Below are 24746 nucleotides of genomic sequence, written 5' to 3'. Positions count from 1 at the left end.
AGCCGGTCGGCCAACTGCCCGGGTACGGACACCCTGGCCAAGGGCGGCCGTGACCAGCATGACGAGTTGACGACCCTTATCCCTCATCCACGACCCATAGGTCGTCGCTCCACATCGAGGTGGTGGAGGCAACCTGCGCCCTGCGCCCGCTGCGCGACCCGGACGCGCCGGAGCTGGACGAAGACGACGGCACTGGAGACCGACAGGCAGGCGGCTGCGGGCGGAGCCGGCGCTCGCACCGCCGGACGCGCGGCGGGTGCAGCGCCGTCATCAACTCCAGGCCCGTGACGGCCGTCGTGCCGCGCGGCGTCATCACCCGCGACGCGTACGTACCAGGAACCGCGCCAGATCCGCCGCACCCATCGTCGGCAGCACCGGGTGGTCCTTGTCGTCCCACTCGCGGACATCCAGCGCGTTCCAGGCCGGGACGCACAACTGCACGCAGTTGCGCTTCGCCCCTTCGGCCGGACGGAAGATCCGCGCCCACGGCCCGAACCCCCGCTGAGTGAGCCGCCATTCGGCACGCTCCAACTGCCCCAGAACCTTGTGCGCCCGGCCGGGAGACGACGGGCACGCCGCTCCTCCTCCGACAACGCGACGGGCAGGCCGTAGCGCTCCAGCGCGGGCCGGGTCAGCACCAGGATCGGGTCGGCGTCGCGGCCGTTGCGGTGCAGCCGCGCCTGCCCGAGCCGCGCCTCCTTCAACGTCCACTCCACCAGCGCCGGGATCGACTTGGCGGGGACATCCAGGACCAGGCCGCCGACGCAGTACGCCGACACCACCCCGTCCTGATCGACGTCGACGACCGCGAGCGGCCCATTCTCAAACCGCGGGTCGACCACAGCCGGGCCGGCGGCCACGGTCGTCTTCGCCGCTTTCTTCGCACCCGGACGCCGCGAAGACGACATCGGGGCGCTGCTCGCCGCCGGACGTACCGGCGCCGACGCGGTCGCGGCAGGTGTCCGTACCGGTTCCGGCGCAGGCGCCTGCACCGTCGAGCCTGTCGGGCCGGTGAACGCTTCGGAGACTGCCGGTACTTCGGTCGGGCCGGCTGCTTCGGTGTCCGGGGCGGGGAACCGGGCGGCGAGGCCCTCGAGGAGCCGGGCGTAGGCGGCGCGCTCCGGCGGCCGCGGATCGGTCCGCCCGGTCTCCCAGTTCCCCACCGCCTCCCGGCGCGCTGACAACGCCGTCGCGATCTGGCCCTGGCTCAGCCCGGCCGCCTCGCGCAGCCTCTTTCGTTCATCAGGGGGTGGCAGATCGTCCTGCGCGACTTGCTCCAGCAGCGCGTCGACCGCGCTGAACAGCTGTTGTTCATCAGTGGACACAGAAGTCACCTCCAAATAGGCCACCGTCGTCCAATCGCTCATTGAATCGCGCATTAGGTCACGCATGGATCGCTCGGGCTCTGCGCGACATCGCTGCAGGCTGCGGACAGCAGATGGTGGAGTACGAACCCGCCGCGTAACCGGACCACGCCGAACGCCGCCCCGAGGGGCGGGCGTTTGCGCGACCGATTGGTTGATGCGGGCCGTTCCTGGTCGCCAGGCCGTCGGCTCGGGGCTACACGGTGGTGGACTGGCGCGGGGGCAAGCCGGGGATCGAACCCGCCATCGCGCCGCACAGCGTGCAGAGTCGTCGTGCTGGTCGCGTGCGTATTCAGGTGGGTGTTCATCGCCACGTGGCACGTGGAGACCTGACGACGACCCCGATGAGGATCTGCTTCAGGTTGGACAGACGGGATGAGACGGCTGGTCCGGCAGGTGTGCTTTTCGTTCCTGGGGTGTGAGTTCACGGCCGACCGACCGGCAGACTTTCTTGATCGTCTCGGCGGGACGGTCCTGTCCGGAGTCCCACAGCCGAATCTTCCCGTCGTTGCCGCCGGTGGCGAGAGTGCGGCCGTTCGGGCTGAAGGCGAGAGAGGCCACGCCTCCGGCGTAGCCGCTGAATCTGGCTTGTGGGAAGCCGGTGGCCGCGTCCCACAGCCGTACCGCGCTGCTGTTGTCGCTGGCGGTGGCGAGGGTGCGGCCGTCGGGACTGAAGGCAAGGGATGTCACCAGGGTGCTGGCGAAGGTGACTGTGCTACGACCGGTGGTCACGTCCCAGAGGCGCGTCGCACCGTCACCTTCGCTGAAATCCGCGCTTGCCAGGGTCTCTCCGTCCGGACTGAAGGCGAGCGTCTGCTCCCAGCGGACTGGCCGCTCCGAAATCCGGGGTCCCGTGTTCAGAGTGGTGGCGAGACGGCCTGTGCGCGTGTTCCACAGCTGAATCGTGGAAGGGTATTTGCCTACGGCGAGGGTGCGCCCGTCCGGACTGAAGGCGAGCGAGCCCACAAATCTGGTCAGCATGGTGTGACCGGTGATGATGCGCTTCAGCCGTCCCGTGGTGACATTCCACAGGCCGACAGCGCCTTGGGTCATGGCAAAGGCCACGGTGTTCCCGTCAGGGCTGAACACCACTGACCCAGAGCCCAACTCGTCCGAGGGGAGGGGGGCGGCTTTGATGCGTGTGGCCTCCACGTCCCACAGATGCACCGAGTCATCCGAGAACTCGTCCGCTCTGACGGCGGCTATGGCGCGCCCGTCCGGACTGACAGCCAACGACTCAAGCATTCCGGTGTGGCTGGTAGGGAAGGCCCAAGTCCGCCCGGTCGGGAGGTGCCAGAGCCTCGCAGTGTTGGTGTGCCGGCTCATTTCCCGGTCCTCGCTGCTCGCGATCAGGGTTTGCCCATCAGGACGGAACGCGAGTGCTCTGATCTGGCTGGTTTCGGAGCGCGTGAGGGTCTTTCGGGCGTCCGGCGCGACGTTCCACAGTCGCACCGCGTCGTTGACCATGCGGCTGCTGGTGGCGAGCGTGCGGCTGTTCGGGCTGAAAGCCAACGAGCCTACGGACCCGGTGTGGCCGGTGAGGGCGGTGTCGTTGCTGCTGTCCGTCAGATCCCACAGGTGCACCGCTGAATCGGCCGCCGCTGTGGAGAGGTGCTTTCCGTCGGGGCTGAAGGCCAGCGAGGTCACGTCCGAGCTGTGACCCGTGATTGGTCCCCGGGGAGCGTCTTCCCTGACGCGGCCGGTGGACATGTCCCACAACCGTATGTTTCCGCCCGAGGTTCCGGTGGCCAGAGTCTTCCCGTCCGGACTGAAGGCCATCCGCCGGACCGAGTCGCCGGATGCGTGGGTGAGGGTGTGGCGGGTACGGCCGGTGGCCAGGTCCCGGATGCGTACGGTCCGATCTCTGTCGCTGATAGCGAGGGTGCGGCTGTCGAGGCTGACGGCCACAGCAGATGACGCGGGTTCGGTCGAAGTATTCGCGCGAACCACCTTCGTCCGGCCGGTGGTTACGTCCCATACGCTTCCGTCACTGCCTACTGCGAGCACCCGGCCCTCGGGGGTGAACGTCACGGCGGCGGCCCAGTCCGGAAGGGAGGCGAGAGGGGTCCGCGGTCGGCCAGTGCGGGTATCGCGTAAGCGCACACTGCCCTCGCTTAGCGTTGCCATCGTGCGGCCGTCGGGGCTGAAGACCACCGAGTAAACGGGACCGAAGTCGCCTTTGAGCACGCTTCGGGTCCTGCCGGTGGCCGCATCCCTCAGCCGTACGGTGCCGTCGTGCCTGCCGATGGCGACGGTGCGGCCGTCCGGGCTGAAGGCCACCGACAGTACCTGGGCGGCGTTCTCGGTCAGACGACGGCGCAGGGGACTGGCTCCGGCCGAGTAGAGACTGGCGCGGGCTTCCGCGGTGGGGCTGGTCCGGTATGCCTGGACGGCCAGGAGCGAGGCGAGATCGGGGTTCGTCTCCGCCAGTCTGAGCGATTGGGCGGCCAGTTGGCGGGAGAGGGCCGTGTCCTGCGCGGTGAGGGCCGTCCGGCGTTGGCCGAAAGCCAGGCCCGCGGCGATGACGGCCAGGACCAGCAGCACGGACAGTGCGGCAGCGGACGCCCGCAGCCGACGGGCCGATCGTGCGTCCGCTCTCCGTTCCGCCCGGCGAGCGGCTGTGCTGGCGTCGAGGAAGGACTGTTCCAGCGGGGTGAGACCCGTCTCCTCCCCGGTGGAGGCGAAAGCCTCGCTGGCGTCGGCCAGTCTGGTGCCGCGGTACAACGCCCCCGTGTCATAGCCCAGTTCCTCCCACAGACAGGCGTCGTCGGTGAGCCGGCGCTGGAGACGCAGGCGTTCACGGTCGTTGTCAATCCAGCGGCGCAGTCTCGGCCAGCCGCTGATGAGAGCTTCGTGGGTGAGATTGACCGTGCAGTCGTCGAGTGTGATCAGCCGGGCACGGGCCAACTGCTCGAGTACGGCGGCAGCGTCGCCGGGCTCGTCCGCGCGCAGCTCGTCGCGGCCCGCAGGGCGGCGGGTGTCCTGAACGCCGTCGCCGGGTGAGATCAGACGCAGCAGGATCCGGCGGGCGGCCTCTGCCTGACCCGGTGGCAGCTGGGAGTAGATGTCCTCGGCGGTCTGGGCGACGGCGCCGTGGATACCTCCGGTCGCCTCGTAGGCGTCCATGGTCAGGGATCGGCCGCGTCGGCGGCGCCAGGTCTCCAGGAGTACGTGGGAGAGCAGCGGCAGACCGCCCGGTTCCCCGGAGATTTCCTCGATGAGGCGTTTCGTCAAGCCGCGTTCGACGATCAGCCCCGCGGCGGCAGCGGGTTTGACGATGGCCTCGCGCAGTTCGCCGGAGTCCGTGGGCCCGACGAGCAGGGTGGATTCCCGCAGCGTTTCGGCGAGTTCCCGGTTGTCAGCGCAGTGGCCGAAGAAGTCCGCCCGGACGGCGATGACGACCCGTAAACGGTGCCGGGGGTCGCGGGCCGTGAGCATCAGGCTGATGAATCGTTCGCGTTCGGCTGTGTCGTGGCAGAGGGTGAAAATCTCTTCGAACTGGTCGACAAGGACCACGGTGTCGCCCTCGCCGTCGGTACGGCCCGGTTCGAGGAGCCGGCCGTGAGCAGTGGCCGGGCGCCTGCCGGGAGTGAAGACTCTGATCGCGGCCGGCCGCTGGTCCGACAGCGGGCCGGTGCGAAGAGCAGGGATGAGTCCGGCACGCAGGAGCGAAGACTTTCCGCTGCCGGAAGCGCCGACCACTGCCGTGATCCGGTGACCGGCCACCAGGGTGGTGAGGGTCCCGACAAGCTCATCCCGCCCGAAGTACCTTTCGTGGTCCTCGGGCTGGAAACGTCGCAGCCCGGTGTAAGGGGGCACAGCGTCCTGGTCGGCGGACGGCTGTGCCCGTTCCAGTGCGGCCGCGTGCTGCCACCGCTCCTCCCACTCCGCAGGATTCGCGCCGCATGCGGTCGCATACGCGAGGGCGACCGCGAGCGAAGGCAGTCTCTCCCCGGAGGCCGCCGCGGCGAGGGTTGTCGTCGAGTACACGCTCTCGCGGGCCATCGCCCGGTAGGTGATGCCGCCCGCCGTGTTCCGCAGCGAACGCAGCTCGAAGGCGAACTGCTGAACCGGTCCCGCACCAGACTCAAGTGGCTTCCTTGCCGCCCCATCCTGCTTCCCTTCGTCCCCCGGTCGCGCTGCGTGAACAAAGCGCCAGGATTCCCATTTCCCCTGTCCGATGTCACCCAGGCTCCCGCCACACGGCTTTGTCCGGCACCCCGAAACGGGATGCCGGACAACCCCACACCCGCTGAAAGTGGTGGTCAGACGGGAACGACCGAGCCGGACAACCCCGGTTTCCCACCCGTCTTCGCAGCTTCGTGACTCCGGTATGCCGAAGAGCCCATGGACGGTCGCGAAGCCCTACTGCCAGGAGATTTGGCATGGCCGCAATAGAGTTCAGTCATGTGAAGCACGGTTCGACCGACCCGTGCGTCAAGACCTTCCAGAAGGCCCTTATAGCCAAGGGCCACAAGATCCCGTCCGGGGCCACCGGGTTGTACGGGAACGAGACCAAGGCCGCCTGCACCGCGTTCCAGCGGGCGCAGGGGTGGAGCGGAAGCGACGCGGACGGGGCCCCGGGCCCCGAGACGTTCGCGCGACTCAAGCTGACCGACGGCGGCCACGGCGGCTCGGGCCGGGTGCCCTCACCCGTGCGCGGCCACTCCCGCATCACCAATCGCTACGGCGCGCCCGGCAACTACGGGGCCGGCTACCACACCGGCGACGACTACCCGGCGCCCACCGGCACGGACGTCGTGGCGGTGCGCGCGGGGACCATCGCGGAGTCGAAGAACGACGGTGGCTCGTACGGGAATCTGATCGTCCTGCGGGCCGACAACAACCGCGACTACTACTTCTGCCACCTCTCCAAGCGAGGCGTGAAGAAGGGCGACAAGGTGAAGGCCGGCCAGAAGCTGGGCGAAGTCGGCAGCACCGGCAACTCCACCGGGCCGCATCTTCACTTCGAGGACCGCCCGCGCGGCGGTGGTTACGGAAACGACCGCAAGCCGTCCTGGTGACAACGACCCGAATCGGGAGGTTCACATGGCATCGCCCCTGTCCGCCGACGCCTTCATCGCCGCCCTGCGCGCCGAAGGCGTGAAGGTCACCGAAGTCGGGAACTGGCGCACCCACAACCGCAACCACAAGGGCTCCTGGGGCCCGGTCAACGGTGTGATGATCCACCACACCGTCACCTCAGGCACCCAGTCGTCCGTCGCCCTGTGCCGCGACGGTCACCGCACCCTGCCCGGGCCCCTGTGCCACGGAGTCATCGGCAAGGACGGGGTGGTCCACCTCGTCGGGTACGGCCGTACCAACCACGCCGGCGGCGGTGACCCCCAGGTCCTCAAGCACGTCATCGCCGAGGACTACGACGAACGGCCGCCCCGGCCCACCGTGGGAAACACCGACGGGGTCGACGGCAACACCCACTTCTACGGCTTCGAGTGCGTCAACCTCGGCAACGGGACCGATCCCTGGCCGGCCGCCCAGCTCATGGCGATCGAACGGGTCGGTACCGCGATCTGCCGCACCCACAAATGGGGCGCCCAGAGCGTCATCGGCCACCTCGAATGGTCCAACGACAAGATCGACCCCAAAGGCTTCACCATGCCCGGCATGCGCGACCGCATCACCCGGCGCCTGACGACTCCGCTGCCCAGGAAGTGACACCACGGGCCGACTGCGGGACCTGATGTACAAAGAGCCGTTCCGGCCCGGGCAACACGGGCCGGAACGGCTTCACGCGGTGGAACACCGCCGCGAATCGCCCGGCTTCCCCCGCCTACGTTTTGCCGCGCGGGCGCGCGTCAGGGACCATCCCCGGGGGCGCGGGGATCGTCCCATCACGATCGACGACAATCAGTCCGTAACGCGCTGCTCCCCGCGCTCCGCTGGGATGGTCCAGCCGATGGCCGCTCTGCCTGCCAGCAGAACGGCTGCTCCCCGCCCCCGCAGGATGATCCCCCGGCGCGGGCAACAGACTTGCATGCCGCTCTGCTCCCGCGGCCAACACGCGGACCCGCTCTTCGGCCCCCCACCTTGACCACCCCGAGTAACCCCACTCCAGGCATTCCGAGAGCCTGCGCTCCAGGTCACATGGCTGGGCGTCGGCATCGACCGGGGAGAATCTGGGGAGAACGGACGCCGCTGGGGAGCGTTTGGGGAGAACCGACCACGTCACTTGGCACGAGCCTGAAAGACACAGAAAGAAGCGTCCTTGCAGATCAGAAACCCTTAGTCGGCATTCCCGCAGGTCAGCCCGCCCCTCTGGGCAACTTCATGACGTACGTCCCGAGATCGTCGGCCTCGACGATGCCGGGGAGCGAGCCGCCTCCGGCCTCCGGCATGAAGTGAGCATAGTAACCAAGGGTGATCGCGGGCGAGGAGTGCCCGAGCCACCGCGCCAAGGTCACGACAGACTCTCCGGCTTCCAGCATGATCGAGGCACAGGTGCGCCGCAGCACGTGGTGAGCGGCAGAGAGTTCGCCCCATAAGCACCACAACAGCACATGCTTTCCTTGCGTATTCATGCCATGGAAATGCTTACGCAAGGGCCTACCGCATGAATATCACTCGGCTTACGATGAATTGCATGGATCCGGTGGTGTTTCTTTTGTCCCTCGGCGCAATTTGTCGTATCACCAGATTTATAACCAAGGACGTACTGGCTGCCGGGTTACGCACATGGGTGGCCGATCGCTTCGGGGACGAATCCCGTCCCGCCTATCTGGTCACCTGCGGTTGGTGCACGGGGATCTGGGCCTCCGCGTCGGTCGTGCCGCTCGCCTACCTGGCCGGCGACACCACCGTCTTCCAGGCGGTCGCCATGGTCCTGACGCTGTCCTACCTGGCGGGCCTGGCGTCCACCTGGCTCGACTGAAAGAAGTACGACGAAGTACGAAGGAGGAGTTTCCATGGGATGCAACTGCGGTGCACGTGCCGGCCGACGAGCAACCGTCTACCGGCTGGTCCTGCCCAACGGAGTCATGCGCGACTACCCCACCCGCCAGGAGGCCGAGGCCGCGCGGCGCCGCGGCGGCGGCACGGTCATCGTCGTCAACCAGTAGGTGTCGTACCGCCGGTGCGCTTTTTCGAGCGGGGCGGGACAGCCTCTGGGGGGTCCCGCGCCGGTAGGCACCGGAGAATATCTGAATTACGCCCCCCACCCCCCTGGGCGCTCCGCTGTACGGGTGCTATTACGTGCACCCGTATGGCGGATGAACGGGACCAGGGCGCCTACTGGGAAGCGTCAGAGAGTGAATCCCCGGCGCCCGATTGTGTGGCCCGGTGAGTAATGCGCCGGCACTGCTTGTTTTCCTTCCGGCGTGCCTCTCATTTCCGCTGTCGCCCGAAAAGGCGTCGGGTCGCTCTGGCCGCGTTCACTCCCAAAGGAGGCTGCACCATGGCCAGTTCCACCACCACGCTGACATCGTCTCCCAATCCGTCGGTCTGCGGGGAGTCGGTCACCTTCACCGTCCAGGTCTCCCCGGTACCGCCGGAGACCACCACCCCGACCGGCACCGTCAGCGTCATCATCAGCGACGACGGGCCCACGCTCGTCGGCACCCTGGACGCCGCCGGCCAGGCCCAGGTCACCATCGACGACCTGAGCGTCGGCACCCACCAGGCGATCGCCGCCTACAGCGGCGACAGCACCTTCGACCCGTCGTCGTCCGGCCTCCTGAACCAGGTCGTCAACGCCGCGGACACCACGACCCTCGTGACGGCAAGCCCGAACCCCTCGGTCTGCGGCGAGACCGTCACCCTCTGCGCGACCGTCACCATCGACCCGCCCGGCACGGGCACCCCGACCGGGACCGTCACCTTCACCGGTCCCGGCGGGCTGAACCAGACCGCCATGCTCGACAGCGGCGGCAACGCCTGTGTGACGACGGCAGTGCTGAGCACCGGCACCGTCACGGTCACCTACAGCGGTGACGACTGCGCCGCGAGCTCCTCGGGCAGCGTCGACGTCACGGTCGACCAGGCGGATACGACGACAGTGGTGACGGCCAGCCCTGAATCGTCGGTCTGTGGCCAGCCGGTCACCCTGTGCGCGACGGTCACCATCGAGCCGCCCGGCGCCGGCGTCCCCACGGGCACGGTGACCTTCACCGGCCCCGGCGGCTTCAGCCAGACCGCCGTGCTGGACCCCACCGGCCAGGTCTGCGTGACGACCGGCTCGCTGGCCACCGGCACAGTGACCGCCGCCTACAACGGCGACTCCTGTGCCGCGCCGTCCACCGGCACGGTCGACGTCACGGTCAACGAGGCACTGACGAACATCGACGTCACCGTCACCCCCGACCCGTCCGTGTGCGGACAGAGCGTCACCGTCTGCGCGACGGTCACCACCCAGTCACCGGGTTCGGGCACCCCGACGGGCACGGTGACCTTCACGGCCGACGGCGGTCTCAACCAGACCGTCCCCCTCGACGCCGCCGGCCAGGCCTGTGTCACCACCACCACACTGGTCACCGGAGAGGTCTCCGCCGTCTACAACGGTGAGGGCCCGTGCTTCGCGGGCTCCGCCGAAGCGGTCGCGGTCACGGTCGACCAGGCCGCGACCACCACCTTGGTCACCGCCGTCCCCGATCCGTCGGTCTGCGGCGAGCTGGTGACGGTCTGTGCGACGGTCACCGTCGACCCGCCCGGTTCCGGCGTGCCGACGGGCACGGTGACCTTCACCGGGCCCGGCGGGCTCAACCAGACGGTGACCCTGGATGCCACCGGCGAGGCCTGCCTCATGACCACCGCGCTGGCCACCGGCACGATCACGGCCACCTACAACGGTGACAGCTGCGCACTGAGTTCCACCGGCAGCACGGACGTGACAGTTGACCCGGCAGACACCACGACCACCCTCGCCGTCACCCCGGACCCGTCGGTGTGCGGCCAGTCGGTCACGTTCTGCGCCACGGTCACCACCGACGCGCCCGGCTCCGGCGTTCCGACGGGCACGGTGACGTTCACGGCTCCGGGCGGTTTCAGCCAGACTGCCGTACTGGGCCCCACCGGACAGGCCTGCGTGACCACCACCACGCTGATCACCGGGACGGTCACGGCCACCTACAACGGCGCGGCGTGCTTCAACCCGTCCACCGGCACGGCAGATGTGACGGTGAACGAGGCGTCGACGACCACGGTGGTCACCGCCACCCCGAACCCGTCCGTCTGCGGCCAGACGGTGAGCCTGTGCGCCACGGTGACGACCGACCCGCCCGGTTCGGGCACCCCGACCGGCACCGTCACCTTCACCGGGCCCGGCGGGCTCAACCAGACGGTGGCCCTGAACGGCGCCGGACAGGCCTGCCTCACAACGAGCTCCCTGGCCACCGGTACGGTCACCGCCACGTACAACGGTGAGGGCCCCTGCTTCGCCGGCTCGTCGGGTACCGTCGCCGTCACGGTCGGCCCCGCCGACACCACCACCACCGTGACGGCAGTGCCCGACCCCTCGGTCTGCGGTGAGCTGGTGACGGTGTGCGCGAGCGTCACCATCGACCCGCCCGGCTCGGGCACACCAACCGGGACGGTGACCTTCACCGGTCCCGGCGGGCTCAACCAGACAGTCACCCTGGATGCCACCGGCGAGGCCTGCCTCACGACCACCGCACTGGCCACCGGCACGATCACGGCCACCTACAACGGTGACGACTGTGCCAACCCGTCCACGGCCACCGTCGACGTGACGGTCAACCAGGCGGCGACCACCACGACCGTGACCGCGACACCCGACCCCTCGGTGTGCGGCCAGACGGTCACATTCTGCGCGGGCGTCACCATCGACCCGCCCGGGTCGGGCACACCCACCGGGACGGTGACCTTCACCGGCCCCGGCGGGCTCAACCAGACAGTCACCCTGGATGCCACCGGCGAGGCCTGCTTCACCGCACCCGCCACGCTCTCCGGCACCGTCACGGCCACCTACAACGGTGACGACTGTGCCGCGCCGTCCACCGGCACGGTCGACGTGACGGTCAACGAGGCGGCGACCACCACGACCGTGACCGCGACACCCGACCCCTCGGTGTGCGGCCAGTCGGTGACGGTGTGCGCGACAGTGACCACCAACGCGCCCGGTTCGGGTACACCCACCGGGACGGTCACGTTCACCGGCCCCGGCGGGCTCAACCAGACGGTAAGCCTGGACCCGAGCGGCGAGGCCTGCCTGACCAGCACCACCCTGGCCTCGGGTACCGTCACCGCCGTCTACAACGGTGAGGGCCCGTGCTTCGCAGCGTCCAGCGACACCGTCACGGTCACGGTCAACCCGGCCTCGACCAGCACCACGGTCTCGCTCACGCCGAACCCGTCGGTGTGCGGCCAGTCGGTGACGGTGTGCGCCACGGTCACCACCAACGCACCCGGCTCGGGCACACCCACCGGCACAGTGACATTCACCGGACCCGGCGGACTCAACCAGACAGTCCCGCTCAACGCGAGTGGGCAGGCGTGCTTCACCACGACGTCCCTGGCCGGCGGCACGATCACCGCCACGTACAACGGCGCACCGTGCTTCACCGGTTCCACCGGCACGACCACCGCCACGGTCAACCCGGCGACGACCACCACGACCGTCACCGCGACACCCAACCCGTCCGTGTGCGGCCAGTCGGTGACGGTCTGCGCCACGGTCACCACCAACGCACCCGGCTCGGGCACACCCACCGGCACAGTGACATTCACCGGACCCGGCGGACTCAACCAGACAGTCCCGCTCAACGCGAGTGGGCAGGCGTGCTTCACCACGACGTCCCTGGCCGGCGGCACGATCACCGCCACGTACAACGGCGCACCGTGCTTCACCGGTTCCACCGGCACGACCACCGCCACGGTCAACCCGGCGACGACCACCACGACCGTCACCGCGACACCCAACCCGTCCGTGTGCGGCCAGTCGGTGACGGTCTGCGCCACGGTCACCACCAACGCACCCGGCTCGGGCACACCCACCGGCACAGTGACATTCACCGGACCCGGCGGCCTGAACGTCACGGTGCCGCTGAACGCCGGCGGTCAGGCCTGCCTGAGCAGCACGTCCCTGACCTCCGGCACGATCACCGCCACATACAACGGTGAGGGCCCCTGCTTCGCGGCCTCCTCAGGCACCGTCGCACTCACCGTCAATCCGGCCGCCACCACGACCGTGACGGCCACGCCGAACCCGTCCGTCTGCGGCCAGTCGGTCACGCTCTGCGCAACCGTCACCGCCAACGCGCCGGGCTCCGGCACGCCGACCGGCTCCGTCACCTTCACCGCACCCGGCGGGCTGAACGTCACGGTGCCGCTGAACGCCGCCGGACAGGCGTGCTTCTCCAGCACCTCGCTGATCACCGGCACCGTCACCGCCGTCTACAACGGCAGCAGCTGCTTCCTGCCGTCCACCGGGGCCGCCTCCCTCACGGTCAATCCGGCCGCCAGCACCACGACGGTGACGGCGACACCGGCGACATCGGTGTGCGGGCAGTCGGTCACGCTCTGCGCGACGGTCACCATCACCCCACCGGGTTCGGGTACACCCACCGGGACGGTGACGTTCACCGGACCCGGCGGGCTCAACCAGACAGTCCCGCTCAACGCCGCCGGCCAGGCCTGCTTCACCACCACCTCCCTGTCCACCGGCACGGTCACCGCCACGTACAACGGCACCAGCTGCGTCAACGGCTCCAGCGGCTCCGTCGCCGTCACCGTGAACGAGGCGGCGACCACGACGACCGTCACGGCGACACCCGACCCGACCGTGTGCGGGCAGACGGTGACGGTCTGCGCCAAGGTCACCACCAACGCGCCCGGTTCGGGAACACCCACCGGGACGGTGACATTCACCGGACCCGGCGGGCTCAACCAGACAGTCCCGCTCAACGCGAGTGGGCAGGCATGCTTCACCACGACGTCGCTGGCCACCGGCACGATCACCGCCGTCTACAACGGTGAGGGCCCGTGCTTCGCAGCGTCCAGCGACACCGTCACGGTCACGGTCAACCCGGCCTCGACCAGCACCACGGTCTCGCTCACGCCGAACCCGTCGGTGTGCGGGCAGTCGGTGACGGTGTGCGCGACAGTGACCACCAACGCACCAGGTTCGGGAACACCCACCGGGACGGTGACATTCACCGGACCCGGCGGGCTCAACCAGACGGTCGCCGTCAACGCCGCCGGCCAGGCCTGCTTCAGCTCCACCAGCCTGTCCTCCGGCACCATCACCGCCCACTACAACGGCGCACCGTGCTTCACCGGTTCCACCGGCACGACCACCGCCACGGTCAACCCGGCGACGACCACCACGACCGTCACCGCGACACCCAACCCGTCGGTGTGCGGGCAGACGGTGACGGTGTGCGCGACAGTGACCACCAACGCACCAGGTTCGGGCACACCCACCGGCACAGTGACATTCACCGGACCCGGCGGACTCAACCAGACAGTCGCCGTCAACGCCGCCGGCCAGGCCTGCTTCAGCTCCACCAGCCTGTCCTCCGGCACCATCACCGCCCACTACAACGGCGCACCGTGCTTCGGGGCGTCGACGGGTTCCGTGGTCATCAACGCGACAAGCGTGGCGACCACTCTCACGGCCGCACCCCGGCAGATCCGGCTGCGGCTCAACGGCACCTTCGTCATCCAGACCATGAACGCGACGCTGAGGAACGCCGCGACCAACGCACCGATCCCCGGCATGACGGTGACCTTCACCGCCAACGCGGTGAGCGGGCCGATCCTGATCGGCACGGCCGTCACCGACGCCAACGGCGTGGCGACCCTCGCCCCGCCCACCGTCACCGTTCCCAGCACCATCGTGACGGCGACCACCTACACGGCGACGTTCGCCGCGGCGGCCTGCTTCGCACGGTCCTCGGTCACGGCGGGCCTGACCTTCGTCCCGATCCCGCCGGTCCCGTAACTCAAGGGACCAACACCCGTACGGGTAGCGGCGCCGGCGGACACGACAATCGCCCTGTCGCAGCCTGATGGGATACGGGCCGTACTCGCCAGTTGGCGAGTACGGCCCGTACGCAAGGTCTAGCAGTTGCCGTCCGACACCTGTAGCCCTTTGTTGGCACCTGCCGTCCGGGCCACGATGTCCGGTACGCAGCCGGCCTGATCGAGGCTGTACGAGTACGGGATGCCGACCGTGGTGTTGGACTTCAGGTCGGGCCCTGCGGGGTTGTTCTCGCTACTGGGGCTGGACCAGGTCACGTTGTCGAGGATGTTGCCGCTGACCTGCCAGTACCCGGCGGCGTCGGTGTAGAAGGTGCCGAGGACGTCCTTGGAGTTCTTGAAGTAGTTGTTGTCCACCTTGGCGCGGGCCCCGGCCCGGGAGTTGATGCCGGACTCGTTGAGCTTCACGTAGTGGTTGTTGTAGATGTGGGCTATGCCGCCGCGCAGCAACGGCGTGCGGGAGTCGATGTTCTCGTACAGGTTGTGGTGGTAGGTGATGAAGCCGTTGGAGAGTTCACTCTCACTGGACCCGACGAGGCCACCGCGGCCGGAGTTGCGCAGGATGCTGTAGGAGAGGGTCACGTACCGGGTGTTGTCCTTCATGTCGAAGAGGCCGTCGAACCCCTCCGACTCCCCGCCCGAAGCCTCAAGGGTGACGTGATCGACCCAGACGTTGCGGACGTCGCTCTCCATGCCGATGGCGTCACCGCCGTTGGACGTGGGCGAACCGGACTTCTTGACGTTCCGGACCGTCACGTTCTGGATGATGATGTTGCTGGACTTGCGGATGTGGATGCCCAGTTGGTCGAAGACGGCTCCGCTTCCGACGCCGACGATCGTGACATTGCTGATCTCTTTGAGCTCGATCACGCCGGCGGCGGTGTTGCAGCTGCCGCCGGACACCTTGCTGGTATTGCCGTGGTTGACGGTCCCCTCGACCTCGATGGTGATCGGGGTGCTGCTGGCGGCCCGGCCGCACAGGGCCGCGTGGATCGCGGTCCCTGTCGTGGCCCGCACCGTTCGGCCGCCCGCCCCACCGGTGGTCCCGCCGTTCTGGGTCGCGTAGCCGGTGGCGCTGCCGGTCGCCGCCGACGCCTCGGGCGTCGACAGAAACACACCGGCCGCGGCCGCGAGGACCATCGTGGCCAGCGCCGCGTGGAGTCGCGGTGCGACTGCTCGTCGTGTCATTTTCGCCTCAACTTTCGTCTTTGCACGCGGGTGTTGTGGCTACAGGCCGCGGTCGCCGCCGCGGCCTTGATCAGCCTGGGTCTCCGTGGTTGTCGGTACCGCGGCCGAGGCCGTGGGCACCGATGCGCGTTTCCGTTGCCGGCGGCGGGATCCGCGCTGCGGGGAGGACCGATTACCGGGTGACCCGGTTTCCGCCGAAGGTCACCACGAGGCGGCCGTCCGTGGCGAAGGCCCAGTCCAGGGCACCGGTGTACGCGGAACACCGCGATCCGTTCGAGCCGGTCCAGAACTGGTTCGATCCGTCGGCGTTGCCCACGGTCTTGTCGTTGGACCCGTCGCCGCCGCGGCACGAGATGTTGCCGCGGAACACCGAAGTACCGGCGTCGAAGGAGAAGTTGCGCTCGGCGTTGTCGATGCTGACGTTCTCCGAGAGCGTCATCGTGCCCGGGTTCCGGTTGTAGGTGAACCCGTGCTTGCCGTTGTCGTAGGCGATGCTGCGCCGGACAACGTGGTTGACCTTGATGTCCTCACCACCGAGCTTGTAGCCGTTACGGTCTCCGCTGGAGTTCTGGGTGCCGTCGGAGAGGGTGCCGTTCTCGTAGGCGAGTGAGTCCTCGATGGTCACCGCGCCGATCGCTCCCGTATCCGACTTCGTGTAGAGGTCCCAGCCGTCGTCGATGTTGTTGTGGGACACGGCGTGGCGGAAGACGTTGCCGGGGCCGGAGGTGAGCTTGGCTGCGAATCCGTCGGCGTCCTCACCGTCGGAGTCGGCGTTGTCGTGCGACTCCGCGCTCAGGATCAGGTTGTTGGACGGCCACTGGTCGCGGGGCGTGTCGGAGGTCGTACGCGAGAGCTGAAGCCCGGTGTCGCGGTTGAAGCGCGTCACCGTGCGCTCGATTACGTTGCCGCTGCCGCCGACGAAGATGCCGTTGTCGCCGGCGTGCTCGACGACGATCCCCCGGACGTGCCAGTACGACCCGTTGACCGCGAGCCCGCGGTTCGACGAACTCTCCGACTGGGCCGCGAAGTTCAGCACCGGCCTCTCGCCCGGGTAGGCGGTCAGTTCGGTGCGGTCGCCCGAGGTGCCGTCGGTGCCCTGCGGAATGGTGACCGTCTGCGAGTAGCGGTACGTACCGCCCCGCAGATGAATCGTCCCGCCGGGAGCTATCCGGTCGATCGCCGAGGTGAGCGTCGTCGGGGCGGACTCCGTGCCGGACGCGCCGTCGCTGCCGTTCGGTGACACGTACAGCGCGGCGGCGGACGGCGCCGCGTGAGGTACGGACGTGGCCTGCGCCGTGGTGCCGGAGAGAGTGAACAGCGTTCCGGCCAGCAGGCCGACGCACGCGGTGAGTGGTCTTACTCGCATCGTGTCTCCAGGTGGTTTCGGTCTGGTCAGGACTCGGTGGGAGGTACTGGAGAAAGCGCTTACTGCGGGGAACGTTAAGAGCTTTACATGGACACGTCAATATCCGCGTACATGATTTCTGTTCATCATCATGAACACCTGTAGGACTCTCTCACCGCCTGGTCGCCTCGCCCGCCCCGGCCTTGAGCGCCACGAGCGCCGGCACGGCGAGCGGATGGTGGACCGTCGGCCGCAGGTGGGGTGTCCAGCCCGCGCCCTCGGTGAGGTGCTCGCCGGGCACGCCCGCGTTGTGCACGGCGATCAGGTCGGTCTTCCGTCCGTTGACGTAGTTGTTCCGCGCCGTGAGCGAGGACTCCGACCACTTCTTCAGGACCGTCGCCCGGTCCACCTGCCGCGCGAGCGTGAACGCGTTGTGTTCGGCGACCAGTTGGGACTCGGCACCGATGCCGTACGTGTAGCCGTAGGCGCTGCCCGGCGTCGCGACGAAGTGGTTGTTGTACGAGTCGACCTGGCCGAAACGGACGCGCGGGGCCCGCTCCTTGACGTCCTTGAAGAGGTTGTGGTGGAGCGTGACGCGGAGCTTGCCCCGGTCGGTCGCCCCGGCGCCGTCGCTGTTGCCGATGAGCATGGTCTTGTCGTGGTCCTTGAGGACGTTCCACGAGACGGTGACCAGGTCGGCGCCGCGCACGACGTCGAAGAGGCCGTCGTGCTGCTGATACACCTGGCCGAAGTAGTGAGGCTGGTCGGCGTCGGGGCGTCCGCCGTCGCTGAAGGTGTTGTGGTCGACCCAGACATGGCGGGAGCCGTACACGACGAGGTTGTCGTACTCCGAGTTCCAGGCGCCTTTCTCCCCGTCCGTGGGGTCCCACTGGGGGAAGCAGTCGTAGGTGTCCTCGAAGCTGATGTTGCGGATGATGACGTTGGAGACGTGTGTCAACTGAAGCCCGGCCCCGATGATCTTCGGGTCCTTCCCCACTCCGATCAGGGTGGTGTTGGAGGGGACCTTGATGTTGACGGTGGCCGCCTGCAGCTTCGCGGAGGCCGCGCGGGCGTCCTCCAGCGGGCCCGAGGGGAGCGTGTCCCGGCCCCAGACCTCGGGGTCGTAGGCGGCGAGGTATTTCTCCAGCGTGTAACCGTCGGTCTGGTACTGCTCGCAGCCGATCGGGGTGCCCGAGGCGTCGGAGTTGCCGTGGACGGTGCCGGAGATCCTGACGATCTTCGGTGCGTCGCCGGCATCGGCGAAGGCCGCGATGAGTCCGGCCCGGTCGGTCACTGTGTAGACGCGGTCGGCAGTGGCGTCGGCACCGCCCGTCGTGGAGCCCTCGGCGGCGGCCCAGCCGTCTTTGTCGGGCAGTACGGCCCGCTCGGCGCCCGCTCCTTGTTGGCGCGGGTGCGGCGCGGCCTGGGCAGGGACGCTCATGGCGACGGCCAGCGATGCGCAGCCCACGGCCACGGCGATGGAGTGACGCATGTGTGCGGGCATGGCGAATCCTTCTCTGTAATCGGGGAGCAAGAGGAGAGGTAAGAGGCGAGGAGTGCCGGCCGCGGGTACGCGGCGCCCTGTCGGAGGGGCCCGGACCGGGCGATTCACTGCCCCGGGCCCCGGTCGGCGGCGAACCGGCGGTCCTCGGCGGAGGTGACGAGCACCGGCTGCGCCCGTCACGTATGGGCGCAGGTGCTTGTACCGAGTGGCGTACGGGTCGGTGCCACAGCCCAGGGCCTCGGTCTTCTGATCGTCGCGGCCGGACCGGACGAAGGCCAAGTCTCGCCAGGGCCATGCCCCCGCCCTCCTCGGGCGCGGCGTCGACGTGTTCCGCGGCGGCCGTGGAGTCACCGGCGACAGGGGGTCGGGGCGGGGTCGGAGCAGGCGCAGAAGGCATGGGCGAAGAGCTCTCACCTCGTGTATCGCGTCTCATATCTGACGTACGAAGTACGACGCGATGAAGCTAGAGCTGCCCGCAAGGTTCGTCAACGCTTCGAACCGAAGAACTTCCGGAACCCTCAAGGCACTTGACCTAGCCTCCTGGAATCCTTAACTTGTCCACGCATGTGAATGACGACCACGAATTTGACGAGCCGTCCGTGCGGTCCGCGAGCGGATCGTCGACGTCAGATCGGTGCGGCCCCGGCTGAAGGACTGTGTTCCGCGTCACGCACGGCACCTGTCAGCAATCGGGGCCCCATCTCGTTCAAGGGGCACGCGAACGAGACAGGAGCAACGTCATGAAGCACCGCATCGTCGTACTCGGCGCCGGATACGCGGGGGCCTACGCCGCCGGAAACCTGGCCCGCCGACTCTCCCCCGCCGACACCGAGATCACCGTCGTCAACGCCGCGCCCGTGTTCGTCGAGCGCATGCGGCTCCACCAGCTCGCGATCGGCCAGGACCTCCGGTTCCGCGAGCTCACCGACGTATTCGCGGGCACCGGGGTGCGGCTGCGCCTGGCGCGTGTCAGCGGCATCGACCCCGAGCGCAGGACCGTCACCGTGACGGGAGAGGACGGCGTCGGGGAACTCGCGTACGACACGCTTCTCTACGCGCTCGGCAGCTCCGTCGCCCACCACGGCGTCCCGGGCGTGGCCGAGTACGCGTTCGATGTGACCGGCCGGTCCTCGGCGCTGCGTCTGCGCGAGCGCCTGGCCGGCCTGGGCGAGGGCGGCACGGTGCTGGTCGTCGGCGAGGGGCTGACGGGCATCGAGACCGCCACCGAGTTCGCCGAGTCCCGGCCCGACCTCTCGGTCGCGCTCGCCGCCCGCGGCGAGCTGGGCGCCTGGCTCTCCCCGAAGGCCCGCCGTCACCTGCGCCGGGCCTTCGACCGGCTCGGCGTCACCGTCCACGAGCACACCGAGATCGCGGCCGTCGAGGCGGCTCGGGCGGTCGCCGCCGACGGCACGTCCATCGCGGCCGATGTGACCGTCTGGTCCGCGGGGTTCGCCGTGCACCCGATCGCGGCCGCCGGCGGCCTGGCGGTGGCCGCGACCGGCCAGATCGTCGTCGACCGCACCATGCGCTCGGTCTCGCACCCCGACGTCTACGCGGCCGGTGACAGCGTCCACGCGATCGGTGAGAACGGCCGGCGGCTGCCGATGTCGTGCGCGTCGGCCGGTTTCACCAACATGCAGGCGACCGCCGCGATCATCGCGCGTCTGACGGGCGACGAGGTCCCGATCACCGGGCTGAAGTACTTCGGCAACCACATCAGTCTCGGGCGGCGGGACGCGATCTTCCAGATGGTGGACGGCGACGTCCGGTCGAAGTCCTGGTACCTGGGCGGCCGGACCGCCGCACGGCTCAAGTCGGGCGTGCTCACGGGGGCCGGGCTGAGCATCGCCCACCCGACCTTCGGTATGCCGAAGCGCAGGCGCCGGCTGGTCACCGCGTCCGACCGGGCCGGTGTACGAGTCGCCTCGTAGGCTGTTGCGTATGGACAGTGCAGCCATTGACCGGTTCGAGGCCGGCCGGGGTCGGCTGGCCTCACTGGCGTACCGTCTGCTCGGCTCGGCCGCCGACGCCGAGGACGCCGTGCAGGACACGTTCATCCGCTGGCAGGCCGCGGACCGCGACCGGATCCGGGTGCCGGAAGCATGGCTGACCAAGGTCGTCACCAACATCTGCCTCGACCGCCTCCGCTCGGCGCGGGTGCGCCACGAGCGATCTGCCGGTGCCTGGCTGCCCGAGCCGCTCCTCGAAGGTGACCCGATGCTCGGACCGGCCGAGACCTTCGAGCAGCGCGAGTCGGTGTCCCTGGCCGTACTGACCCTCTTGGAGCGCCTCTCGCCGGTCGAGCGGGCCGTCTATGTCCTGCGTGAGGCCTTCGCGTACAGCCACGCCGAGATCGCCGGGATTCTCGACATCACGGAGCCCGCGAGCCAGCAGCATGTCCACCGGGCCCGGGTCCGGGTCGCCGCCGAGCGCCACCGCGGTGGGGAGGCCGACCCCGCGTCGGCGCGCAAGGTCGTGGAGGAGTTCCTCGCCGCGGCCACATCGGGGCGCACCGAACGACTGGTGGCGCTGCTCACCGACGACGTCACCGTGGTCTCGGACGGCGCGGGGCTGGCCAGGCATGTGCTGCGTTACCGGACGCCCGAGCGGGTCGCCTCCTTCGCACGGGCCGGCTTCAAGCCCACAGAGGCGAAGCGACGGCTGGCCGGGGGCTCGCCCGCCTTCCATCTCGCACGGGTCAACGGCCGCCCGGCCGTGCTCGCCGTGGTCGACGACCGGGTCATGGGAGCCGTGGCGTTCGAGGTCAGCGACGGCAAGGTCGCGTCCTTGTGCGGCATCGCGTCGGCGGACCGGCTCGCGCGTCTGAACCACGCCTGGAGGCTGTCCGAACCCGACGCGCCGGTCATCGACGCGTGGTGACAGAACGACCGGAATCCCCGGGTCTGCGTGCGGCCGGGGCCGGGGCCTCGGCGACGTGCCTGATGTCCATGGTCGTGTGATGGTGGGTCAGGCAGCCCTCCTACTGATCAGGGACAGGAGCATCCATGCCTGACAGCGCCCAGTTCTTTCCGCAGATGATTGTCCCGGTCGGGCATGTCGAACCGGTCGCCCGCCGTATCCGCGCGTTCCTGGCCGGCCGGATGGTGTTCGACACGGTGCGGGCCCTTTACGTGTGGGAGTGGTCCGGCTATCCGCAGTACTGCGTTCCGGCGGAGGATTTCACCGAGGGAGCTCTCGTCGACGAGGACCACACGCTGAAGCTGAACCTGGGGGTGGCGCGCCGCTGTGGGCTGCGTATCGGCGGCGTCGAACGGCCGGGCTCGGCGCGGTTGTGGACGGAGAAGTCGCCGACAGGTCTCGCGGGCACCGTACGTATCGACTGGGCCGCCCCCGACGCGTGGTTCGAGGAGGACGAGCAGGTGTTCGTCCATCCTCGCAGCCCCTACACCCGGGTGGACGCGCTCCGGTCGAGCCGCGGGGTCCGTGTCGAGCTGGACGGGGAGGTCCTTGCCGATGCGCCGTCGACCGTCATGGTGTTCGAAACCGGCCTGCCGACCCGTTACTACCTCGACCGCCTGCACACCGATCTCACCCGGCTGGTGCCCAGCGACACCGTCACCGCCTGCCCCTACAAGGGCAGTACCAGCGCCTACTGGTCCGTCACCACGAAGGCCGACAGCCACACGGACATCGCCTGGTCCTACGATTTCCCGACCCGCCAGCTCGCGCCCATCGCCGGGCTCGTCTGCTTCTACAACGAACAGACGGACATCTTCCTGGACGGCCGCGAGCTCCCCCGTCCGGCACCCGTCAACCGACACACCTCGCGCAGGTCCGGTTGAGACTTCGCCGAACGGCCCGCGGGAACCGCTCGGCACCGCACCGCCCGGAACTCTCGATCCACCTGTCGTTCGATTTTGCGAGGATGGCCGCATGGATGTGCGGAACAGGAACAACGTGAGGGTCTCCGGGCGAGCGGACGGCCCGGTGGTGATGCTGGCGCACGGGTTCGGGTGCGATCAGAACCTGTGGCGCCTGGTACTGCCGACGCTGGAGCGTGATTTCCGCGTTGTCCTGTTCGACCATGTTGGTTCCGGCCGTTCAGATCTTTCGGCTTGGGAGAGGGAGCGGTACTCCGATCTGGACGGATACGTCGAGGACGTGCTGGAGATCTGCCGTGAACTGGGCCTTGGTCCGGTGACCTTCGTCGGGCATTCGGTGAGCGCGATGATGGGCGTTCTGGCGGCCGCACAGGAGCCCGAGTACTTCGCGGGCCTGGTCCTGCTCGCTCCCTCACCGTGCTTCATCGACGATCCTGCCACCGGCTACCGGGGCGGGTTCAGCGCCACGGACATCGACGAGCTCCTCGGATCGCTGGACGCGAACTACCTCGGCTGGTCCGGGGCGATGGCGCCGGTGATCATGGGCAATCCGGAGCGCCCGGAGCTGGGTGAGGAGCTGACCACCAGTTTCTGCGCCACCGACCCGGACATCGCCCGCGTCTTCGCCCGCGTGACGTTCCTGTCCGACAACCGGGAGGATCTGCGCAGGGTGAACGTGCCGGTACTGGTCGCCCAGTGCTCCAGCGACGCGATCGCGCCCCCCGAGGTGGGTGCCTTCGTTCACGCGCAGATCAAGGGCAGCGAACTGGTCACGTTGAAGGCGACCGGGCACTGCCCCCAGCTCAGTGCTCCCGAAGAGACCGCGCAGGCGATCGCCGCGTTCGCGGGAGCCCTCCGGTGATGTGCGCCACCGGTGACGACCGGGGCAATGACGCGACCTCCAACGGCCGAGCGGGCGACGATTCCCGCCTGTTCTCCGCGCTGCTGGAAGACAGCGCCGTGGATCTGTACGAGAACGCGCCGTGCGGCTACCTCTCCACCCTGCTGGACGGGCAGATCGCCAAGGTCAACACCACGCTGCTGAACTGGCTGGGCTACGAGCGCGGCGACCTGGTGGGCCGCAGGCAATTCTCCGACCTCCTCACCGTCGGCGGGCGCCTGTACCACGAGACGCACTTCGCGCCGCTGCTCCGCATGCGGGGGGAGATCAGCGGTATCGCCCTGGAGATGAGGACGGCCGACGGCAGCCGACTGCCGGTCCTGGTCACCTCCACGGTCAAGACCGGTGACCACGGGCAGCCACTGCTCATCCGTACCACCGTCTTCGACGCCCGCGACCGCCGCGCCTACGAAGAAGAACTGCTGCGCGCCCGCAAGGAGTCCGAACGCGAACGGGAACGTCTCCAGCAACTGGCGGCCACGCTCCAGGCCACGCTGCTGCCGCCCGCCCTGGCCGGCGTTCCCGGACTGGACGTTGCCGCGCACTACCACATCGCCTCCGTCGACGAGGTCGGCGGCGACTTCTACGATCTGTTCCCCCTCGCCGCCGGGACCTGGGGACTGTTCCTGGGAGACGTCTGCGGCAAGGGAGCCGCGGCCGCGGCCGTCACCTCCCTCGCCCGATACACCCTTCGCGCCGCCGCTGTCTACGACCCGGACCCGGCCGCGGTACTGGGCAACCTGAACACTGTTCTGAACCACGAGTACAACGGCGACGACCCGCGATTCTGCACCGTCGTCTTCGGCCTGCTCACCCCCGACCACGGCCATGGAGGCTTCCGGATCACCCAGCGGCGGGCACCCGCCGGCCCTGCTGCTACGCGCCGACGGAACCGCCGACTACGTGCACACCCCCGGCGGCCAGCTCGTCGGCGTGCTCCAGGACGCGTACATCGCCACCACCACCTTTCACCTCGGCCCCGGCGACACCCTCCTCCTGCACACCGACGGCCTCACCGAGGCCCACACCGCAGCCTCCGGCGACCGCTACGGAGACGAAGCGCTCCTCGGCTTCGGCCGCGCACTGGCCCCCACCACCGCCCGGCACACCGTCGCCGCGATCCGCGAGCTTCTCGACGCCCTTGGTGCCGGGGTGGACGACGACGCCGCCATCCTGGCCGTCAGTGTGCCCCTCCCCGACCGTGAGGAGCAGCAGTGACCCAGCTGAGCGTGACCACCCGCACCCTGCCCTCCGGCGCCGCCGTCGAGGTCAGCGGAGAGCTCGACCACCACACGTCTTCCCAGGTCCGGGACATCCTGCCCGCTCTCCCTCTCGGTCCCGGCCAGCAGCTCCTGATCGACCTGGGCGGGCTCACCTTCTGTGACTCCACCGGCATCACCATCCTCATCGCCGCCCGCAACCACGCACTGGCCGCCCGCGCCACCATCGCCCTGATCGCCGTCCCCGACCGCGTCCGCAGGATTTTCGGCATCGTCGGCCTGGACGGGGTCTTCCCCGCCTACCCCACGGTCCGGGACGCCGAAAAAGCCTGGAGACCGCCCTCGGCGGGCTGATCGCACACCATCTGCCGCCCCGCCCGGTGGTGAATGTGCGCGTCCGTCCGGGTGAGCAGGGGCCGTTGGACGCCCTG

The 24746-nt window shown here is 69.0% G+C and carries 12 protein-coding genes and 5 pseudogenes; 11 read left to right on the top strand and 6 right to left on the bottom strand.

Features of this window, described 5'->3' with window-relative positions; translation table 11 throughout:
• Positions 1-250 precede the first annotated feature (250 nt).
• Together GXP76_RS03020 and GXP76_RS03015 are read right to left on the bottom strand one after the other, a co-directional pair.
• A pseudogene (locus GXP76_RS03020) lies at positions 251-1367 on the bottom strand (helix-turn-helix transcriptional regulator); the annotation flags it as partial.
• Positions 1368-1721: 354 nt separating this feature from the next.
• Entirely contained in the window at positions 1722-5369 is a 3648-nt protein-coding gene (locus GXP76_RS03015) for a WD40 repeat domain-containing protein (RefSeq protein ID WP_242569821.1), read from the bottom strand.
• A 380-nt stretch (positions 5370-5749) separates the two neighbouring features.
• On the opposite strand from GXP76_RS03015, the gene GXP76_RS03010 reads away from it, so the two are divergent.
• Positions 5750-6388, top strand: coding sequence for a M23 family metallopeptidase (locus tag GXP76_RS03010; RefSeq protein WP_242569820.1), 639 nt, complete (start codon positions 5750-5752; stop codon positions 6386-6388).
• A gap of 25 nt (positions 6389-6413) precedes the next feature.
• Positions 6414-7025, top strand: a pseudogene (locus GXP76_RS03005) (N-acetylmuramoyl-L-alanine amidase); the annotation flags it as partial.
• A 602-nt stretch (positions 7026-7627) separates the two neighbouring features.
• On the opposite strand, the pseudogene GXP76_RS03000 reads toward GXP76_RS03005, so the two are convergent.
• Positions 7628-7840: pseudogene (locus tag GXP76_RS03000) on the bottom strand (tyrosine-type recombinase/integrase); the annotation flags it as partial.
• A gap of 221 nt (positions 7841-8061) precedes the next feature.
• Between GXP76_RS03000 and GXP76_RS02995 the strand changes: the two are divergent.
• From GXP76_RS02995 to GXP76_RS02985, 3 genes are all read left to right on the top strand, one after another.
• Positions 8062-8253, top strand: a complete 192-nt coding sequence (locus GXP76_RS02995; RefSeq protein WP_242569819.1) for a DUF1360 domain-containing protein — start codon at positions 8062-8064, stop codon at positions 8251-8253.
• Positions 8254-8287: 34 nt separating this feature from the next.
• Positions 8288-8440 carry a hypothetical protein gene (locus tag GXP76_RS02990; protein WP_242569818.1) on the top strand — a complete coding sequence of 51 codons (153 nt, stop codon included), beginning with the start codon at positions 8288-8290 and terminating at the stop codon, positions 8438-8440.
• Positions 8441-8775: 335 nt separating this feature from the next.
• Positions 8776-14277 (top strand): Ig-like domain repeat protein, encoded by a 5502-nt coding sequence (locus GXP76_RS02985; protein WP_242569817.1) that lies wholly within the window; start codon positions 8776-8778, stop codon positions 14275-14277.
• 122 nt (positions 14278-14399) lie between these two features.
• Here the strand turns inward: GXP76_RS02985 and GXP76_RS02980 are convergent.
• From GXP76_RS02980 to GXP76_RS02970, 3 genes and pseudogenes are all read right to left on the bottom strand, one after another.
• Positions 14400-15503: pseudogene (locus GXP76_RS02980) on the bottom strand (polysaccharide lyase family 1 protein); the annotation flags it as partial.
• Between the two features lie 172 nt (positions 15504-15675).
• On the bottom strand, positions 15676-16899 hold the full coding sequence (locus GXP76_RS02975; protein ID WP_374359717.1) for a right-handed parallel beta-helix repeat-containing protein: 1224 nt from the start codon (positions 16897-16899) through the stop codon (positions 15676-15678).
• Between the two features lie 121 nt (positions 16900-17020).
• Positions 17021-18352: a polysaccharide lyase family 1 protein gene (locus GXP76_RS02970; protein ID WP_242569816.1), complete on the bottom strand. Its 1332-nt coding sequence runs from the start codon at positions 18350-18352 to the stop codon at positions 17021-17023.
• 740 nt (positions 18353-19092) lie between these two features.
• Between GXP76_RS02970 and GXP76_RS02965 the strand changes: the two genes are divergently transcribed.
• The 6 genes and pseudogenes from GXP76_RS02965 (at position 19093) to GXP76_RS02940 (ending at position 24669) form a co-directional block, all read left to right on the top strand.
• Entirely contained in the window at positions 19093-20283 is a 1191-nt protein-coding gene (locus GXP76_RS02965; protein ID WP_242569815.1) for an NAD(P)/FAD-dependent oxidoreductase, read from the top strand.
• A 10-nt stretch (positions 20284-20293) separates the two neighbouring features.
• Positions 20294-21232 carry a sigma-70 family RNA polymerase sigma factor gene (locus GXP76_RS02960; protein WP_242569814.1) on the top strand — a complete coding sequence of 313 codons (939 nt, stop codon included), beginning with the start codon at positions 20294-20296 and terminating at the stop codon, positions 21230-21232.
• A 125-nt stretch (positions 21233-21357) separates the two neighbouring features.
• Positions 21358-22155 carry a DUF427 domain-containing protein gene (locus tag GXP76_RS02955; RefSeq protein WP_242569813.1) on the top strand — a complete coding sequence of 266 codons (798 nt, stop codon included), beginning with the start codon at positions 21358-21360 and terminating at the stop codon, positions 22153-22155.
• A gap of 91 nt (positions 22156-22246) precedes the next feature.
• Positions 22247-23056, top strand: coding sequence for an alpha/beta fold hydrolase (locus GXP76_RS02950; RefSeq protein WP_242569812.1), 810 nt, complete (start codon positions 22247-22249; stop codon positions 23054-23056).
• Positions 23056-24313, top strand: a pseudogene (locus tag GXP76_RS02945) (PP2C family protein-serine/threonine phosphatase). The gene GXP76_RS02950 and the pseudogene GXP76_RS02945 overlap by 1 nt, the downstream one beginning before the upstream one ends.
• Positions 24310-24669, top strand: coding sequence for an STAS domain-containing protein (locus GXP76_RS02940; RefSeq protein ID WP_242569811.1), 360 nt, complete (start codon positions 24310-24312; stop codon positions 24667-24669). The pseudogene GXP76_RS02945 and the gene GXP76_RS02940 overlap by 4 nt, the downstream one beginning before the upstream one ends.
• Positions 24670-24746 lie beyond the last annotated feature (77 nt).

Source organism: Streptomyces sp. NP-1717, assembly GCF_022695985.1.
Lineage (GTDB): Bacteria > Actinomycetota > Actinomycetes > Streptomycetales > Streptomycetaceae > Streptomyces.
Note: the sequence above shows the minus strand (reverse complement) of the source record. Positions and strands in the feature narration are given on the sequence as shown.

Excerpts from the sequence above, each read along its gene's own strand:
- GXP76_RS02990 (WP_242569818.1), top strand. The coding sequence starts at position 8,288 with ATGGGATGCAACTGCGGTGCACGTGCCGGCCGACGAGCAACCGTCTAC.
- GXP76_RS02965 (WP_242569815.1), top strand. The coding sequence starts at position 19,093 with ATGAAGCACCGCATCGTCGTACTCGGCGCCGGATACGCGGGGGCCTAC.
- GXP76_RS02960 (WP_242569814.1), top strand. The coding sequence starts at position 20,294 with ATGGACAGTGCAGCCATTGACCGGTTCGAGGCCGGCCGGGGTCGGCTG.
- GXP76_RS02955 (WP_242569813.1), top strand. The coding sequence starts at position 21,358 with ATGCCTGACAGCGCCCAGTTCTTTCCGCAGATGATTGTCCCGGTCGGG.
- GXP76_RS02950 (WP_242569812.1), top strand. The coding sequence starts at position 22,247 with ATGGATGTGCGGAACAGGAACAACGTGAGGGTCTCCGGGCGAGCGGAC.
- GXP76_RS02985 (WP_242569817.1), top strand. The coding sequence starts at position 8,776 with ATGGCCAGTTCCACCACCACGCTGACATCGTCTCCCAATCCGTCGGTC.
- GXP76_RS02970 (WP_242569816.1), bottom strand. The coding sequence starts at position 18,352 with ATGCCCGCACACATGCGTCACTCCATCGCCGTGGCCGTGGGCTGCGCA.
- GXP76_RS03015 (WP_242569821.1), bottom strand. The coding sequence starts at position 5,369 with ATGGCCCGCGAGAGCGTGTACTCGACGACAACCCTCGCCGCGGCGGCC.
- GXP76_RS03010 (WP_242569820.1), top strand. The coding sequence starts at position 5,750 with ATGGCCGCAATAGAGTTCAGTCATGTGAAGCACGGTTCGACCGACCCG.